This window comes from Desulfocicer niacini (assembly GCF_054657595.1).
Map to the genome: position 1 here is coordinate 17,986 of NZ_BAAHYK010000051.1, position 18,210 is coordinate 36,195.

At 45.7% G+C, this 18,210-nt stretch carries 11 protein-coding genes; 7 read left to right on the forward strand and 4 right to left on the reverse strand.

The window, feature by feature from the left end:
* Positions 1-76: 76 nt before the first annotated feature.
* The 3 genes from ACYQ2M_RS21005 to ACYQ2M_RS21015 all read right to left on the reverse strand — a co-directional run bounded on the left by ACYQ2M_RS21005 (position 77) and on the right by ACYQ2M_RS21015 (position 8,072).
* Positions 77-1,525, reverse strand: a complete 1,449-nt coding sequence (locus ACYQ2M_RS21005) for a DUF1302 family protein (protein ID WP_459918348.1) — start codon at positions 1,523-1,525, stop codon at positions 77-79.
* Entirely contained in the window at positions 1,522-4,992 is a 3,471-nt protein-coding gene (locus ACYQ2M_RS21010; RefSeq protein ID WP_459918349.1) for an efflux RND transporter permease subunit, read from the reverse strand. Before ACYQ2M_RS21010 ends, ACYQ2M_RS21005 begins: the two co-directional genes overlap by 4 nt.
* Before the next feature lie 476 nt (positions 4,993-5,468).
* Positions 5,469-8,072, reverse strand: coding sequence for a winged helix-turn-helix domain-containing protein (locus ACYQ2M_RS21015; RefSeq protein WP_459918350.1), 2,604 nt, complete (start codon positions 8,070-8,072; stop codon positions 5,469-5,471).
* 571 nt (positions 8,073-8,643) lie between these two features.
* On the opposite strand from ACYQ2M_RS21015, the gene ACYQ2M_RS21020 reads away from it, so the two are divergent.
* From ACYQ2M_RS21020 to ACYQ2M_RS21050, 7 genes are all read left to right on the forward strand, one after another.
* Positions 8,644-9,435 (forward strand): IclR family transcriptional regulator, encoded by a 792-nt coding sequence (locus ACYQ2M_RS21020; RefSeq protein WP_459918351.1) that lies wholly within the window; start codon positions 8,644-8,646, stop codon positions 9,433-9,435.
* Positions 9,436-9,628: 193 nt separating this feature from the next.
* Positions 9,629-11,170, forward strand: coding sequence for an ABC transporter substrate-binding protein (locus ACYQ2M_RS21025; protein ID WP_459918352.1), 1,542 nt, complete (start codon positions 9,629-9,631; stop codon positions 11,168-11,170).
* Between the two features lie 27 nt (positions 11,171-11,197).
* Positions 11,198-12,115, forward strand: a complete 918-nt coding sequence (locus tag ACYQ2M_RS21030) for an ABC transporter permease (protein ID WP_459918353.1) — start codon at positions 11,198-11,200, stop codon at positions 12,113-12,115.
* 2 nt (positions 12,116-12,117) lie between these two features.
* The gene (locus ACYQ2M_RS21035) at positions 12,118-13,017 is read left to right on the forward strand and encodes an ABC transporter permease (protein ID WP_459918354.1); all 900 of its coding nucleotides are present in this window, start codon (positions 12,118-12,120) and stop codon (positions 13,015-13,017) included.
* Positions 13,017-15,044 (forward strand): ABC transporter ATP-binding protein, encoded by a 2,028-nt coding sequence (locus ACYQ2M_RS21040; RefSeq protein WP_459918355.1) that lies wholly within the window; start codon positions 13,017-13,019, stop codon positions 15,042-15,044. The genes ACYQ2M_RS21035 and ACYQ2M_RS21040 overlap by 1 nt, the downstream gene beginning before the upstream one ends.
* A 26-nt stretch (positions 15,045-15,070) precedes the next feature.
* On the forward strand, positions 15,071-16,201 hold the full coding sequence (locus tag ACYQ2M_RS21045) for a M20 family metallopeptidase (RefSeq protein WP_459918356.1): 1,131 nt from the start codon (positions 15,071-15,073) through the stop codon (positions 16,199-16,201).
* 21 nt (positions 16,202-16,222) lie between these two features.
* Positions 16,223-17,038, forward strand: a complete 816-nt coding sequence (locus ACYQ2M_RS21050; protein WP_459918357.1) for an alpha/beta hydrolase family protein — start codon at positions 16,223-16,225, stop codon at positions 17,036-17,038.
* A gap of 193 nt (positions 17,039-17,231) precedes the next feature.
* Here the strand turns inward: ACYQ2M_RS21050 and ACYQ2M_RS21055 are convergent, their stop codons facing one another.
* Positions 17,232-17,474 (reverse strand): hypothetical protein, encoded by a 243-nt coding sequence (locus tag ACYQ2M_RS21055; protein ID WP_459918358.1) that lies wholly within the window; start codon positions 17,472-17,474, stop codon positions 17,232-17,234.
* Between the last annotated feature and the right edge of the window lie 736 nt (positions 17,475-18,210).

Consider the following 18,210-nt stretch of genomic DNA (forward strand, 5'->3'; position numbering starts at 1 on the left):
GGGGTTGGTAAACATCAAAATTATGTGCTGTTGTTTGGGGCAAGCCGCAGATGTTTGCGTTATGGATGCAGTAAAATCAATAATAAAATCTCACTTCCAAGCCGATCCTGTCTTCATTTCTATGGTTCCATAAAAAACTGTCACCATGTGGCGCCTGGAAAAAAACATACTCCATTGAAAATTCAATATCGTCGGAAAAATCATAATCAAAACCCATTTTATGAAAAGCGTTTTGGGTCCCGACTTCACTGTAACACACATATTCAATTGTCAGCGTGTCATGGAAAAACGATTTATTATATTGAAAATAAAGACCTGTATTATTTCTTTCCACACCGTAGAACTCGCTTGTATAATCAACTATATAACGATTGGTAAGTTCAATATTTATCAGATATCGTCCATTGGCATCATATTCCATGGCAAAGGCGGTGTCCCAGACATTCCCTTGCTCAGCGCTGTATTGGAAAGATTTTTCCATGGATTGAAACAAAAAATCTTTTTTAAATGCGGTATCCATCTTAAATAGAAAACTGCCGGTGGTATAGCTTGCTCCAACCCCATAAAAGTTGTACCTGCCATAAACGCCACGCCAGGCTTCTTTGTCGTTACCGACAACAACCCTGTCATTGCCAAGCAATGATGCCGTCATCAATGAAATTTCAAATTTATCATATATTTTTTTCCATTTACCCCCTATTTCTCCTTGGAAAAAACGGGGATCATCCCGCATCACAACAGATGAATACTGCTCTCTGAAATATCGGGCTCCCCTGGGGGGGGTGTCATTAAAACCGGGATCAAGCGTGAAAAAACAAAAAAAATCCCCAAGCTTGGAATAATAATCCATGGAGACCATATATTGACCAAGCCTGGCATCTTCAAGATCCATAAATACGAATTCCGACAAATCCCTTGGGGAAACCACATCATTTATTACATCACCATCGGTTTCCCCCCATACAACAACCTGTTTGCCTGCCCGGATCACCCATTTATCAAATCCGGCCTGGATATAAAATTCTCTTATCTTTCCATCAACAACGGCTGATTCCCCGTCTGCATCGGCCACATGATCGTTTTGAAGATACAAGGATGTTCCGGCGTCAAATTTTACAAAAAAACCATCACCCAAGGATCTGTCAAACTCCCACCGCAGGGAAGATCTGTTGGTAACAACTCCGGAATCGGGAGCTTGAACCGCCCAGGAAAAATCATGGGCAAAAGTAAGCGTTAAACCCTTTGAATAAAAAGGTTTTTCAATTTCAATGGGGATCTCTTCTTGAAAAGTCTCTTCCCCGTCAAAGGTTTCAAAACCCTCGAACTCCCCAAGCTCTCCAGTATCTTCAAAGCGATCAAATTGCCCTGAGGATTCAGAAGCCTCAATCGAATCCAGAGAATTAAGGTTACCCGGCGTATCTGATGCCAAAACACAACAAGTCAAACCCCAATGAATCATCAATAAAGACCAGTAGGTAAAAAGAAAAATTTTCCTTTTTACCCTGGATAAAAAGGGAGATTTCACCGGCCAGACTCCTGATATTCTTTTAGTTTTTGTTCCCTGAATCCCTTGTCCGTCAAACTCCTCTGGGTTAGATAATCATCATCCACTGCCCTGTTTAGTATGATCTTTTCATAAACCATGATGGTTCGTCTGCCGGTTTCAACGTTGTTTACAATAATTGTCATGGGAACCAGGATACCGTCAATGATTTTAATATTACCATAAAGAATTTTTTTTGCTTTTTTGCCGTTACGATTAAACAAAACGGATTTCAAGATAAAATCCCTTTTTTTGTCAATCCATAGAATTTCACGGCTATAGTTACTTTTTACGGATTTTCGCATCACAGGGATTGCCTCGATTACCCAGCACTGATTTTTCCCATAGAGTTCACTGCCAAGTATTTTGTAGGTATAATCATCTATATTATAGGATTCCATATCCTCGTAGTTAAATTCAGTGCCAAAAAAACTGCCGGTTTTGGGCTCATTGTCGTTGCCGGAAACAATGCGTTTAACCTTACCTATGGCCGACAGGTACATCCATTGATCTGTATCCCTCCCCACCTTTTCATAATCGTATTGCAAAAAACTGATGCCCCGCTCACTTTTAGGCTGGATAACGGTGGATACACTTTTATGATCCTTTTCCCTGGGACCGTAATCTTTTCTGACAAAATCCATTAATTTGACCCTTGGTTTTTCAGCCGGTACGTACTTTCCACCTTTTTTTACATATCGATAACTTGTCAGACGCACCCGGGCAATGAGGGTGGTACCATCGTCCCGGTTATCCACCTTTTCCATGATACTTCTTGCATCCTGGGCAAAGCACATGGACATTGGTAAAATCGACATCACCGCCAGTGAGATGATACTGTTTTTTAAAGGTAATTGTCTTTTTTTAGCTCTGTTTTTATAGTTTTCAGGGGATATTGAGTTTTTTTTGGAGTATTTCCCCCAAAAAAGATATCGCTTTTTAAAGGGACCCGGTTTAAAATCCACCTTAAAAAAAGCGCACAAGGCCGGAAGCAGATAAATATCGGCAATGAATGCCGTTATAATGGCGATGGCCGAAAATATGCCAAAATGACTCAATCCCTTATGAAATGAGAGAAAAAACATGGAGAACCCCGCTGCAAGAATAAGTGATGTGAAGCAAATCGCCTGACCGGCCTCCCTGATGGAATTGACGGCTGCTTTTTTAATATCTCCGTATTTATCAACTTCAAGCCGGTAATGGGTCAAAAAATGAATGGTGTCGTCAACGGCAAGTCCAATTATGACAGGAGCAATCAAAAGGGTATCCATATCCAAAGGTATCCCCAGAAACCCCATGATACCAAAGGTGGCAAGAATGGGAAAAACATTGGGAACAATGGCCATGATCCCGGCTTTTACATTGCCCAGCACCATGAACAAAATCACCGAAATCACCACAAGGGTCAGGCCAAAACTTTTAATCTGGGACCACGAAATATAATCCAGCATCTTTGCAAGAAGAATCATGTTTCCGGTGAGGGTTATCTCACTGTCGGGGTATTTTGCCCTTATCTCTTTAAAATTGTCATCAATGTAGTGCTGCACCTTTTCTTTAAACAACAAAGACTCAACAGATCCTGCATTTTTTGAATGTATACCTATCCTTGCATTGCTGTAATCATCGGACACCAGTCGCCTTCTGTCCCTTGGGTTTGCATTGTCAAAAAGAAATAAGGTCTGGGCCAGCACACCGGGATCCTCAGGAATCATATAAAAATGTTCATCTCCATTGTTCAAGGCCTTGTATGAATCTTTGACAACATTTACAAGGGAGATGGTTTTCACCACCTTGGATCCCTCAACATCCCTTAAATAATCCTGCAGGGCCTGGATTTTATAAAGAATTGCCGGTTCCTTCAAGGCATCCGGTTTTTTAAGATCAATGGAAATTTCCATGTTGCCGGTGCCGCCCATGTGTGTATTTACCACATCAAAGGAGGCCCTAAGGGGCAGCCCTTTTTTCAATACTTCAACTTCATCGGAATCTATGCGAAGGGTCATAAGCCCCATGAAAAAAAATATCCCCAATCCTGTAAATACCATGATTACTTTACCGGGAGCCACAAGACCTGTGTTTTCAAGCTTTTGAATCATGCGCTGTATAAAATGCTGCTTTTTTACACCAACCCGGGGAGCTGGATGCCACAGATCAAGCATGAGCGGCATCAACACCAAGGTGAGGAAAAACGCTGTCAAAACCCCCAGAGCGGTAAAAATCCCAAACACAGCAATGGGTTTAATGGGCACAAGGGAAAGGGATAAAAGCCCCACCGCCGTTGTGGTGCTTGTTAAAAAGCAGGCCAGACCCGATTTTTTCATCACAGCTTTTAAGGCGTTTTCATGGTCAAAATTGCCCTGTCTGAAAAAAAGATACCCCGACAAAATATGCACGGCATCGGCCACACCAACGGATAAAATCATAAAAATGATAATCTGGAACATAATGGACATGGGAACCTTGCTCCAACCGATGATCCCCATCACCCAGACCACAGTGGTAACAATCAAAACCACCGGCCACACCACAGCACAAAAGGACCTGAATAAAAGCCATAGCATGGCAACGATGATGAGCAGTACAAGGCCCATGATTTTACCCATGTCTTCAAATACAACCTTGGCGAAAAAATCCATCATCACCGGCTTGCCAACGGGATGAAAGTCCAGGGCATCACGATATTCCTTTTTACTCATAAGTGATCTAAGAGCAGATAACAAAAGGGGATATTCACTCATATCTGTTTTCTTAAACACCAAATCAGCGGAAGCCCCGCTGAACACAGAATCCTCCCAGGTTTCATCAAACTCATCCTCATCGTCAAAGGTTTCAGCGCTCCCGGCAACCCCATCATCCAAGGTCACAACTTCACTGTTAAAATCGGTTCGTAAAAGCATTCCTCCGTAACGTGAATCCTTTGACAAAAAAAGATGAGGATAATCCGGATGATTCAGGGCTTTTTCCCGAAGAATTTCCCTTTCATGTTTGTTTTTCGGCAAATTATCACCGATGAGACTTCTTGAGTAGAGGGTATCTTTTGATGCTTCAAGAAATTTGATATTAATCAAGGATTTAATTTCAACTATATGATCCAGGGGCGATTTTTCCAAGGCAGGTAATCCCAATCGATACTGGGAAATATCGTCATAAAGCCCCTTCAGGGCCTGGATGGATTTTTTTGAAAAAATATCCCCGTCCCTGGCACGGTAAACAATGTATATGTATTCATCCCCTCCGAAAACCGCCTTAAAGCTGTCATATTCCTTTTTCACAGGATCATCGTTTTTAAAAAAAGAGTCCAGGGAATTGTCCATGACAATTCCTCCCAGCCCCCCGCCCAACAGCACAGTTATCGCCAGCAATACCCCCAACACAAAAATTTTACGTTGCCTGAGCATCTCCGGCAAACGCTCAAAATAGTTGTTCAGCCCCTTAACAGCATCTTTCATTTTTTCTCCCATGTTCATCGTATTCAAATGAAATTAAACAATTTCCAACAAGACGGCATTTTAATCACTCAATGTTCAAGTTTTTTATGCCGATTTTGCGAGAACAGGGCCATCACCCACCCGTTGAGAGGGGATAAAACGCCTGCAAAACCCCGCTAACACCATCACCATGATGGTATAATGAAAGCACGGACAAAAATCACCATCCAAAAGGATGGAAATAAGGGCACTTTTTCAGGGAAAGGGCTAAGGTGTGTTGGGAAGAATGATGTATGGATGCGGTGAGAAGTTTATCATAATTGCAACTATCCCGGAATATGATGGGCCGGCCGGTTACATCTTTTGTCATTGTTAGTTAAGAGCTCATGAATCGTAAGTGCTCATTCTTCATACTGGCTGTGCCGTTTGAAAAATTCAAGGACCACATTATATAGTGGCAAATCAAAAAACTTATGACTGGCGAATTAAGAGCACTATCAAAGCAAATCATAGGTTTCAGCCACTGCCACGGCTTCTCCCCGTCTTTTCACATTTAATTTTGCAAAAATGCGACTGGCATACCATCGAACGGTATTCACAGAAAGAAAAAGGGTGTCGGCGATGATCTTGTTTGAGCTGCCCTTTTTCATCAGTTTGAGAATCTCAATTTCACGTTCATTAAAATTTTCTATAAATTCATTGATTATTACCCCTCTTGTTTGAGACTGCTTGGGAGATGATTCATCAACACAGGCGATTAAATAATCGGGTAAAAGATCTTTTTTTAATGCCTCTTTAAACAAAAACTGGACAGGAGCCCCCTCATCCATATAGACTCGAACCTGCTTTTCTTTTTCAGAAATATCAAATGCTTTTTTAAGAATTTCAAGGGCTTTTTCCATATCCTGATCCACAAAATATGCAATGGCCTTGAGAAGATAACATTCAAGAAGCCGCCCATTCCGCTTAACAACAAGATCCTCTTGAATCATGGCTGATGTAATTTCATGCACCTGTGACGTTTTTTTATTATAAAGACAATACCGACAAAAACTGAGATATTCACACTGTCTGTAATAGGGAATATCTGTCTGTGAAAAATCCCCCATCTCTTTAAGCAGGCTCTTTGCCCCAGCCATGTTCCCCCGGGAGATTTCAATTCTGACCCAATGGGCCATGGACATAAACGCACCCCATGTGGAGCTTGCCCTGGCCGCCTCAATGGAAACCGCCATTGCCTTTTCAGAGGCTTCATAATTTTTATCCGCCGCAAGGATTCTTGCATATTCCAGGTTACCCAGAAAAATAATTTCAGCATATTCATTGTTTCTGGCAAGGAACAATCCCCTGCGGCAGGCTTTCAAGGCCCCTTTAATATCATCCCTCTCCCGGAGGATTCCCCCTTTAAGGATATAAAGAAAGCCATATTCTGGAACAAGATCATTCCCGTAACGGAGGATTCCATTTTCTATGTTTTTTTCTATGAACGTCAGAGCCTTGGAAAGATCCCCCATGGTAATAAGCACATCGGCATAGCTAATGGCCCGCAATACAGGCGTATCAGCATCCATGGGCATTTTTTTAAGGTAGCCATGGGCCGATTCGATGTCGCCGCTATACCGCAGGGCAAGCACCAGCACCAGCTGGGCCATCTCACGAACCAGAGAATCCTTTTCCGGCAAAAGCTGAAGACAACATTTCACCTCCTTTATACTTTTTTTAAATTCCCCGGTCTGATAAAAATAGCGATAACTTTTTATGAGAGAGATAAAGCCTGCCACCCCTTTATCGCTCTTGAAACGTTCCTGACAAAGTAGGCCAACGCTTTTAAAATCACCGGCAAGAACATTGAGCCACACCGCATAACAGCATAGTACCGCATTTTCATGGACAATTCTTCGGGGCAGACGATCAATGGATTGCTTGAGCATATACCCACCATATTCCCGGAATAATTCCGGTGCATTTTCTGCCAAAAGTGTTGCTGCTGCCCTGTAATTTTCACCCTGCAATCCATGGTCAAAGGCTTCAGTGGCATATCCCTTGTCTTTCAGCCAGACAAATGCCTTAAAATGAAGCTCCTTTACCTCCCCGGGGGACAGCTCCACCTGTCTTTTAAGTAAAAATTCCCTGAAAAGATGATGGTAGCGGAACCACTCCCTCCGGTCATCCAGCGGCACCATAAAAAGATTACGCTGTTCCATGTCCATTAAAATAGAATGGGTTTGGAGATTTTGTGTCACATCCCGACACAGGGCCGGACAAAATCGTTCCAAAATGGCAATCCTTATCATAAAGTCTCTGATCTCCTGTCCAAGACCGGACAACACCTCTTCGGCAAGATAATCAATTATATATCTGTGACTGCCGGTGAAGGCATCAATAAATGCCAGCCGGTCCGTCTGCTCTTTCATGGAAACAACAGCAAGGGCAAGCCCTGCAATCCACCCTTCGGTTTTATCCCTGATGGAAAAAATCGCATTTTTGTTCAAGTTAAAACCATGAACCCCATTTAGCAGTGCCTCTGTCTCAAAGGTGTTAAAGCGAAATTCCATGGCCCGAATTTCAATCAATTTTCCCCACAGACGATATTTTGAAAGTGATATTCCGGGCTCCTCCCTGCCTGCAATTATGATCCGCATATTGCAGGGAAGGTGATCCATTAAAAACTCCATCCCCCCATGTATTATTCCATGGGAAATCACATGATAGTCATCTAAAACAAGAGCAAATTCAGTACCATCTTCGATAACTTCATTGATCAAAGTAATAAGAATATTTTCAATGGCGGCACCATTGTATGACTTAATCTGTTCCAGGGAAAACGTATCGCATTTTGTTAAAACAGAAGAAACGGCGGTTATGAAATAGCGCCAGAAAACCACAGGGATATCTTCCGTCTTTTCAAGGGAAATCCATGCCACCTGGGTTTTACAACGCCTTGCCCACTGGCTCAACAAGGTGGTTTTACCAAAGCCCGCCGGTGCCGAAAGGATAAAAATAGAAGCGTTTTCATCCATGAGGCGACATATTCGTTCCCGATAAACCAAGCTTGCATTGTTCAATCCTGGAATATGAAATTTAGTTTTAAGAAGATGCATTTTTGTTGGTCCCCGATCATATGCTCTGATTATAACGGATTCTCAAATATCCCAATGTGGCTGAAATAACCATATCCACTACCATCCGGAATTGGATGGAATTTTAGATAAGGGTTTAATATTGTAGCTAAAAGTTGCTTCATCATTCCTTTTGGTTATAGTTCTGATTGGCGTTTCAACCATAACACAGGAAAATGTTTTTTCCAGGCTATTTTATTGCTCCCCGATTCGGTCCGGTGGCGGTACTTTTTCTTTTTGATTCTTTTCATCCACAGATGACCTCCAAGAGAGATCGACTATGGACGAACCAGATTCTTATGGAAAGAAAATATTGGGGAAAAGCAAAGAAAGCTGAAGAAAAGGTTAAAGGAAGAAACTTGTGCCGTTTTACGCCGGTTACGGATGTGCAGTTTCAGACCGGCCCTGATACCTTGTATCGGAGATAAAAAAATCGTGAAATATCCTGGTAGATGGGAGTGCCTCAAAAACCCCTTGACAGGGGCGCATAGATTTAATAAATAGAAAAAAATTCTATTATGTAGAATAAATATTCTATAAACAGGAGAAGCCATTGCAGCCCAAGGAAACCGATCGGCATATAAAGTCTGTGTTAAAGGCCCTGGCTATTATTGAGGTTTTTGAATCCAATACCCGGTTGTCCCTTAACAATTTGTGTAAAATTACCGGATTCCCCAAAAGCGGCATATTAAGATTATGCGGCACGCTTGAAACAGCAGGGTATCTTTACCGGAGCAAAGAGACCGGAGAGTATTCCCTTGGATTTAAGTTTTACCATATCAGCCAGGTATTGGAACGGCGCCATCCCCTAGCGGCCATCAGCCGCCCAATCCTTCAGCAGATTGTCCGTCATACCGGAGAAGCCACGTCAATTAATGTTGTCATGGGGTTTGAACGGTGTTGCGTAGCTTATGAAGAAGGGACCTTTCCCGTACGCTATTCCATGGATTTACGAGGGTTGAGGATGCCTCTGTTTGCAGGTGCCGGCGGAAAAGTTCTGCTGGCCTTTGGAGATCCGGAACTTCTGGATTCAATATTAACCAACCATATTTTACAAAAATTAACCGACCAGACAATCACAGATCCAGATAAGCTCAAAAAAGAACTTGCCACAGTCAGGGAGGCGGGCTTTGCATTCAGTGCCGGAGAACGTATCTCTGAATCCAGCGCCATTGCGGTTCCCATTTTTGATAAAAACAGTCAGCTGTGTGCCGCACTTACGCTCATCAGCACAACCACCCGGTTTGCTGATGGTGGTTACCGGCAATGGGTGGATTATCTCAAACAGAAGGGTGAAGAATTATCTCAGCTTCTCGATATGCCCGGAGCAGGAGTTGAGTCTTGAGACGGTGTGGAAGTTTGTTATCCCGGGTGACGGACCTTGCATCCCATGTTCTGTATTATGAAATGTCCCGTTAAAATGATGAAAAGATATGCAGTTTTTGTTCTGGACCGATGCTTTGAAAAAACCAAAGCGGACCGTGACCGTCATATACCATTATGTGGCCGTCATATACCATTATAAGGAGGAAAAATAGATGAAAAAGCACCAAATTTGTCTGGGAGTTGTTCTGTTGATTTTTGCTCTGGCTCTCACATCCCAGGCCCTTGCCAACCGGGCCAACGATACCCTGGTTTGCGGGATTACTCAGGAAATTCACAACGTGGATAAATATTTTGATACGGCCAGGCCGTCGATGCTGGTTCAGCGGATGGTTTACGACAGCCTGCTTTATGTCAACCCGGATACCTTTGAAATCGAATATGCACTGGCCACCGGGTATACATACAAGGACAATCTGACCGTGGATTTTGACCTTCGCAAAGGCGTAAAGTTCCATGACGGAAGCGACTTTAATGCAGATGATGTGGCCTATACCTTAAACTATATTTCCACCCCTGAAAACAAAGTAAAAGCCAAACGATATGCCAATTATATTGACCGGGTAGAAACCCTTGATCCGTATAAGGTTAGAATTTATTTAAAAAAATCGTTCCCTCCCCTTTTACAATACCTTGGGGGACCTGTGGCCATTTATAAGGCAGGTTGTTACGATGTGATCGGCAAAGATGGAAAAAAGGTGGGCAGCCGGGCCCAGATGATTAATCCAAACGGTACAGGTCCTTATAAAATCACAGGGATCCAGACCGGTAAAAGCATTACCATGGTAAAAAACGACAATTACTACATCGGCAGCCCAAAGGGGCAGCCAACCATTGGAAAAATCATATTAAAAACCGTTCCAGAATTGAGCACCCAGGTGGCCGAACTGATGAACGGCCGTCTGGACTGGGCGTTCCAGATCCCCACTGACCAGGCAATGGAACTTGGACAAAGTCCAGGACTCACCTTTTTGTCAACGCCGTCAATGCGGATCGGTTACCTGTTTATGGACGCTGCCGGACGTACCGGGGATACGCCGTTTAAAAAATTAAAAGTCCGTCAGGCGGTTGCCCATGCCATCAATAAACCCGTTATAGCGAATAATATCATGCAGGGTGCCTCCCAGGTGATCCACGCCGGGTGTAACCCTGTTCAGTTCGGCTGTACAGACCAGGTTAAAAAATATCCCTACGACCCTGAAAAGGCCCGGACGCTTTTAAAGGAAGCCGGTTATCCTAACGGGTTTAAGACCCTTTTCTATGCCTATCGTCAACGGCCTGTGGCAGAAGCCGTCATTGGTAATCTGAAGGCCGTTGGTATTGAAGTGGATTTCCGCTTTGTCAAGTGGGGTGCCATCAGAAGCGGCTGGCAAAAAGGCGAAATCCCCTTTGGCTTTACCACATGGGGCTCCTCTTCCCTGGCCGATATCTCAGCGTTTACCCCGATCTTTTTTAACCAGGATGCGGATGATCTGTACCGTGACAACGAAGTAAGCCGCCTGATGGCACTGGGACAGGCCTCTGTGTATCCCGACGAAAGACAGGATGCTTATCATAAAGCCCTTAAAATCATCGCTGAAAAAGCCTACTGGGTACCCATGTTTACCTATAATATGAACTATGTATTTACCAAAGATCTGAACTTTCCGGGAGCCGCGGATGGACTGCCCCGAATTTTCAGGGCCACCTGGCAATAACCGATATCAAGGCAAAGAACAGGCTTTATGCTTAGTTATATTATCAAAAGGGGCGCCCTTGCTTTTGTTGTGGCGCTGACCGTATCCATGTTGACCTTCGGCATTCTCTACCAGTCGTCTGATCCCGCCGTATCTCTGGCCGGAGAACAGGCGACTGCTGCCGATATTCAAGCCATCCGTGAGTCCTACGGATTCGACCGGCCCATCTGGGAGCAGTACAGGGACTGGCTTTTCAAGGCCCTGAAAGGCGATCTGGGACATAGCTATTACTGGGATCTTCCGGTGGTGGATCTGATCTCCCACCGGATTCCCGTAACCTTTACCTTAAGCCTCTGCTCCATGGGGTTTGCAATCATCGCCGCTATTCCCCTGGGGGTCCTGGCGGCCCTGCATCCCAACAGCTGGATCGACAGGATATCCCTCACCGTTGCGGTGAGCGCCCAGGCCCTGCCCAATTTCTGGTTCGGCCTGATGCTCATTGTGGTGTTCGCAGTGATGTGGCCCATTCTGCCCTCGTCGGGGGTGGAGTCATGGCAGGGATTTGTTCTTCCCACAATTGTCATGGGGACCAATGGAATGCCTGCGATTATGAGACTTACCCGTACCGGGATGCTGGACGTACTCAGCTCAGACTACATTCGTACAGCCCGGGCTAAAGGTCTTAAGTCAACAACCGTTCTATACAAACATGCGCTTCGAAACGCTGTTATACCGGTCGTCAGCGTGGCGGCAGTTCAATTTGGTTTTCTGCTGGCAGGATCGGTGGTTACGGAGACGGTTTTTTCTCTTCAGGGCTTAGGGTATCTGGCCTACGAATCCATTGCAAGGACGGATCTTCCCACCATGCAGGTTATCGTGCTGCTCTTTTCTTTATTTTTTGTGCTTACGACTTTTATTTCCGATGTGTTGAATGCATGGCTGGATCCGAGGATAAGGGTGTCCTGAATATGAATGATCTTCAGATAGAAGGAACATGGGAAGTTGCCGGGCCTTCTCCCGGACAAATTTTAAGACAGCGCATATTCGGCCACAAAGGGGTCATGATCGGCGGGATAATTTTATTGATTGTAATTATGGCCGCCCTGGCCGCCCCGTTGCTCACCAGTGAAGATCCTTACCAGCAGAATATTGTCCAGCGGTTTACGCCGCCGGTATGGCATGAGAAGGGAACTTGTGACCATCTGCTGGGCACCGACCATCTTGGCCGGGATTATTTGAGCCGTCTTTTGTACGGTGCCCGTATCTCCCTTGCCGTGGGGTTTCTGGTGGCATTGATCGCCGGGACCATCGGGACTTTTTTAGGGGTTACCGGCGGTTTTTTCGGCGGTAAAACCGATATGGTCATTAACTATCTGATGACCGTCCGGTTGGGTCTGCCGTCAATACTGGTTGCCCTTGCCGTGGTCGCGTTGGTGGGCGGATCAATTAAAGTCATCGTGATGGTCCTGGGGTTTATTTTATGGGACCGGTTTGCCGTTGTGGCCAGAAGTGCGGCCATGCAGATTCGAAGTATGGATTACGTAAAAGCTGCAAAGGCCGGAGGGTGTTCAGCACCCAGAATCGTTATTACCGAAATCCTGCCCAATATCATGAACCAGCTTCTTGTGGTGGCATCCCTTGAAATTGCCCATGCCATCCTTTTTGAAGCTGCCCTTTCTTTTCTGGGCCTGGGCGTGCAACCCCCTCTGCCCTCATGGGGCCTGATGATTGCTGAAGGCAAAAATTATATTTTCTTCAAACCCTGGCTTGTGGGCATACCCGGGGCGTTCCTTTTTCTGCTGATCCTTGCCGTTAATCTTCTTGGAGACGGAATTCGGGATGTTACAGCACCAGAGGCCAGACAATAATGCACACTATGAATACCTTACTTGAAGTCAAAGACCTGAAAGTCCGAATTCCAACGGCTGCCGGCATGCTGGAACCGGTCAGGGGGGTGTCTTTTGGTGTAGATCCCGGGCAGACCCTTTGCCTTGTGGGCGAATCGGGCTGCGGAAAATCGTTAACCAGTCTGGCCGTGATGGATCTTTTGCCGGATACCGCCTCCCGGAGTGTCACTTCCATCCAGTTTGACGGCAAGCCCCTGCACACCTGTTCGGGTCGGGACATGGAAAAGGTTCGGGGTAACCGGATGGCCATGATTTTCCAGGAACCCATGACAGCACTCAACCCGGCTTACACCGTGGGGAACCAGCTCGTTGAAGTCCACCGCCGTCACTGCAACAGTTCTGTTAAACAGGCCACTGACCGGGCGGTTTATTTGCTGAACCGGGTGGGGATATCTGCGGCTCAAAAGCGTTTGGGGCAATATCCCCATCAGCTTTCAGGGGGGCTTCGCCAGCGGGTCATGATTGCAATGGCACTCATGTGCAGTCCCCGTCTGATCATTGCCGACGAACCGACCACGGCCCTGGACGTCACCATCCAGGCTGAAATTCTTACCCTTCTTCAGGATCTTCAGCAGGAGTATGGACTGGGGTTGATTTTAATTACCCATGATCTTGGGGTGGTTGCCCAGATGGCTGACCGGGTTGCTGTGATGTATGCCGGACAGGTGGTGGAATCCGGAACGGTTGATTCGATTTTTAACCATCCTGTCCACCCGTATACCCAAGGGCTTCTGGGATGCATTCCAGACGCTTCAAACAGGGGGGGCAAACTCGGGGTTATTCCGGGCAGGGTTCCCAAATTGTTTGAGACCCTGACGGGCTGCCTTTTTTTTAACCGATGCTCCTTTGCCCATACCGCCTGCCGGCAGGAAATTGATATGACCTCCAAAGATGGCAGGCACCAGTACCGGTGTATCCTGACTCTACCGGTTCGAAACCCGGCAAAGTCATTTAAGGAAGTAGGCCACCCTTTGCCGGAAAACAGGGATTCCAGGCCATCAGAGCCCCTTGTTGATATTGAAAATGTCCAAAAAGAATTCCTTGTCAGCCAGGGGCTGTTTAAGAAAAAAATGTCTGTCAAAGCCGTTGACGGTGTTAATCTTTCCATTGAAAGGGGCGAAACTTTAGGCCTTGTGGGCGAATCCGGCTGCGGAAAAAGTACCCTTGCCATGATGGTACTGGGGTTGCTGTCCCCGACTTCTGGTGACATTTTAATTGACGGCCATTCTGTGAAGAGCTACTCGTCTGCTGCCATGGCCCGGCGGGTCCAGCCCGTGTTCCAGGACCCCTACGCCTCTTTGAATCCTAGAAGAACCATGGGCAGTATTGTATCTCTTTTTCCTAAAATTCACGGGATTATTAGCCCCGGGCAAAGCCGTCGACAAACCCTTAAAATGTTGGATGAAGTCGGTCTGCCCGGTCAGGCATACAACTGGTACGCAAGCCAGATGTCGGGAGGCCAGCGCCAGCGCGTGGCAATCGCCCGGGCCCTTATCATGCAGCCTGAACTGGTGGTCTGTGATGAACCCACTTCCGCTTTGGATGTATCGGTTCAGTCCCAAATCCTTAACCTGCTGATCAAACTCAGGGAAGATCGTCAGCTGACCTATCTTTTTATCAGTCACAACCTTTCTGTGGTCCGGTATATTGCCTCCCGGGTTGCCGTAATGTATCTGGGGCAGATCGTAGAACAGGCCGACACCCGGGCATTGTTCAGCAATCCGCGTCACCCCTATACCCGTGCGTTGATCAACTCCGTGTTTTCCCCAAGTCCGGGGAACGGCGTTCCCAAAAGCCGACTTGCAGGGCAGTTTCCCAATCCCCTTTCACCCCCTTCCGGCTGCCGGTTTCACCCCCGGTGTCCGGAAGCCCGGCCTGTTTGCCGTACCACACCGCCTGAACCTTTGAACGACAGCAATGGAATGGTTTGCTGCCATCTGTATTCATTGGCCGGGAAATCGAAAAAAACGGCTTGCCTTGAACATTGATTAAAGAGTTTGAATCTATGATTTCTATGCTGAATACGTATCTGGGCCGCCACCGTGATGACATGGTTCAGATGTTGGAACATCTCGTAATGATGGAGTCTTTTTCACCGGAAAAAGCAAAGGTTGACCTTGTTGGTCAGTATCTGAAAAATTGTTTTTTACAACTGGGCACCCATGCAGAGACCCTGCCCCTTGAATCCCATGGCGATATGGTCAAAATCAGTTTTGGCAGTGGGAAACGGCAGGTACTGGTTTTGGGGCATATGGACACGGTCTGGCCCATTGGAGAAACTTTGAAAAGGCCTTTTTGCATTAAAGACGGACGGGCATACGGCCCCGGGGTCAATGACATGAAAGGCGGCCTGGTCCAGGGATTCTGGGCTTTAAAAGCCCTGATTCAGGCCCGGTGGCGGCCCCATGGCCGGGTCGTGTTTTTATTGAACGGAGATGAGGAAACCGGTAGCTGGGGCTCCCGGGATGTTATCTTGAAAGAAGCTGCTAAAAGTGAAGCGGTCCTGGTCCTCGAGCCCGCAACACCCTCGGGTTCCTTAAAAACAGAGCGCAAAGGGACCATGAGGCTGAATCTTACAGTCCAGGGACAGCCGGCCCATGCCGGCAATGTTTTTAACGAGGGGGTCAGTGCCATTGAAGAAATTGCCCATCACATTCTTTTTTTGCAATCCCTGAGCGATCCCAAAACCCAGTTATCGGTCAACGTAAACCATGTTAATGGAGGAGGCCTGTGTGCATCTGTTCCGGATCATGCATCGGCACAGGTGGACGTAAGGTATTGGACAAGAAATGATCAAAAGGCATTTAAAGCCAGGGTCGAAACTATAAGTCCTGTACTTGAAGGGGCCGGTATTAATTTTGCCATTGAAGAACTACGCCCTTCGATGACCCGTAATCCAAAAAACCGCCTTTTATATGAAATGGCCCGGGGACTGGCGCTGGAAATGGGATTTGAATTAAACGCAGGGGCTGTGAACGGGGGCAGTGACGGCTGCTTTACCAGTGCCGCCGGTATCGCAACCCTGGACGGACTTGGGTCCGTAGGTGGTGTCGGTCACTCCCTTGACGAGCATGTTGTCATCGATCAGATGGTCCCCAGAGCCGTTCTTTTTGCCATGATGCTCCAAAAATTGTTGAAATGTTGAAAAACACGTAAGGAAAAGGATATGGAAAAATCACTAACAATATATCAGAGAGGACATACACCGTTTTTCGCCTGCCGGGAAGATCAGCGGTTTTCATACTGCCTTTATGTTCCCGAACAGTTTGACCAAAGCAGCCATGTTCCCCTGGTGGTCATTGTACATGGTACAGGCCGGACGGTCTGTGAATACCGGAATGCCTATGCTGATTTTGCCGAGAAGACAGGTTCCGTGGTTCTTCTGCCCCTTTTCCCTGCCGGCATCATCGATCCAGGGGATCTGCATAATTACAAGCGTATCCTTTACAAGGATATTCGCTATGACCATATTTTACTTTCCATGGTCCAGGAGGCCGGGGAAAACATAGGCATGGTCTGGGATAAATTCTATCTGCAGGGATTTTCCGGGGGAGGGCAGTTTGTGCACCGGTTTTTTTATCTTCATCCCCAACACCTGAAAGCTGTATCCATAGGTGCCCCGGGCAACGTTACCCTGCTGGACGATGACCGGCCCTGGTGGGTGGGCGGCGGTGATTTTAAGGAAAAATTTGGCTGGAACCCCGACCTGTCTGCAATGCGCCGGGTTGCCGTTCACATGATCGTGGGGGAGCAGGATACGGATACCTGGGAAATTACGTTTAAGCCGGACTGGCCCACCTGGGTTGAAGGGGCGAATGATGCCGGGAAAACAAGGATAGACCGGCTCAGGAGGCTTGCCCAAAGTTTTGAAAGGTTTGGGCTTCACCCGGCCTTTGAGATTGTTCCGGGACTGGACCATAACGGGATGGGCGTTATCTCCCATGTTCAAAATTTTTTTTTGAAAAATGGATTATCATTCTGATATGCCTTATACGTTTTTTATGGTCACCATATCCCTTGGTGGCCGCAGGACTTCAGTAATATCAGGACTTCAGTAATATAAAGAGAACAAAACACGTCTCGTGCCCAGTGCGGCAACAAATATTGAAAACCTGGGCTTAGAACTGCCCAGAGTTTATTATCACAGCCACGGCTGATTTGGTTATTCACCTTGTTCAGCCACAACAAATATTGAAACTTTGAGGCTCGTTTTTTAACGAGAGTTTCAAATAAAAACATTCAGAAATCATGTTGACCCGAAGAAGATCTGCAATTTTTTCTGCGCCTGCCTTGTCATTTTTCTTTTTGGCTGCAGTTATGTCTTTTAGCATTTCAGAATGTGCTACACAGATTTTAAAAGCATGCGGCTTAATAAAATCGTATATCCATCCTTTAAAAAGAGTTGCTTCCATTGCCACGGTCCAGTCCAGGGGATATCAAGAGCTTTCATCCATTTTGTCAAAGATCTTTTTGTTGCAGGGATAGTTCACTGATCAACTATCGTGCCACTAAGAGTTTTAATACAAAAAGCGATGATTTTTTTGTGGATATCAAGGCCAACATAGTGCATAGTTATCCATAATAACCTCCTTGTTGGTTAATAATTCTGGATGATATTGTCATTCCAACAGCTTCAATAAAAGCCATTAGTCCTCAGGGAAATTATTTTTGTCTAATCACTTTTAATACTTATGCATTTAAACACCTTACCTGCTTTTATCTCTGGCAGAGAAATTTCCAAAACTTCATTAAGGTCGTCGCATTAATATCATTGGCATTTTATATGAGAACATTCTAAATTAAATTCATTCAAAAAATCCTTTATCTATATAGCATATGCTGACGGACAAACCGCAGATTTTCAAGTTAAAACAAACCGTCTTGAACCTGAACGAGGGACTTCTTTACTTTTTATATTGATAAGGATCCAAATATTACAATTCAAGTTACTTGTGCCCCGCATTAAGAAAATATTTTCAAGGCCTTGCCTGCTTTCAACTCTTTAGAATATAACCACAAAAAAGCTGACCCTTGTTGTTGCGGGAGCCGGGTATGGAAAAACATCTTTAATTGCACATAAAATCAGTCAATCCGATTTAAAAACCGTATGGTACAAACTTGGGATCGGCATTTGGCTACTATGACTTCTGCTTA

What these genes read in the sequence shown, in the direction of transcription:
- ACYQ2M_RS21010 (WP_459918349.1), bottom strand. Translation starts at nt 4,992, where the DNA reads ATGAAAGATGCTGTTAAGGGGCTGAACAACTATTTTGAGCGTTTGCCG.
- ACYQ2M_RS21015 (WP_459918350.1), bottom strand. Translation starts at nt 8,072, where the DNA reads ATGCATCTTCTTAAAACTAAATTTCATATTCCAGGATTGAACAATGCA.
- ACYQ2M_RS21025 (WP_459918352.1), top strand. Translation starts at nt 9,629, where the DNA reads ATGAAAAAGCACCAAATTTGTCTGGGAGTTGTTCTGTTGATTTTTGCT.
- ACYQ2M_RS21030 (WP_459918353.1), top strand. Translation starts at nt 11,198, where the DNA reads ATGCTTAGTTATATTATCAAAAGGGGCGCCCTTGCTTTTGTTGTGGCG.
- ACYQ2M_RS21035 (WP_459918354.1), top strand. Translation starts at nt 12,118, where the DNA reads ATGAATGATCTTCAGATAGAAGGAACATGGGAAGTTGCCGGGCCTTCT.
- ACYQ2M_RS21040 (WP_459918355.1), top strand. Translation starts at nt 13,017, where the DNA reads ATGCACACTATGAATACCTTACTTGAAGTCAAAGACCTGAAAGTCCGA.
- ACYQ2M_RS21045 (WP_459918356.1), top strand. Translation starts at nt 15,071, where the DNA reads ATGCTGAATACGTATCTGGGCCGCCACCGTGATGACATGGTTCAGATG.
- ACYQ2M_RS21050 (WP_459918357.1), top strand. Translation starts at nt 16,223, where the DNA reads ATGGAAAAATCACTAACAATATATCAGAGAGGACATACACCGTTTTTC.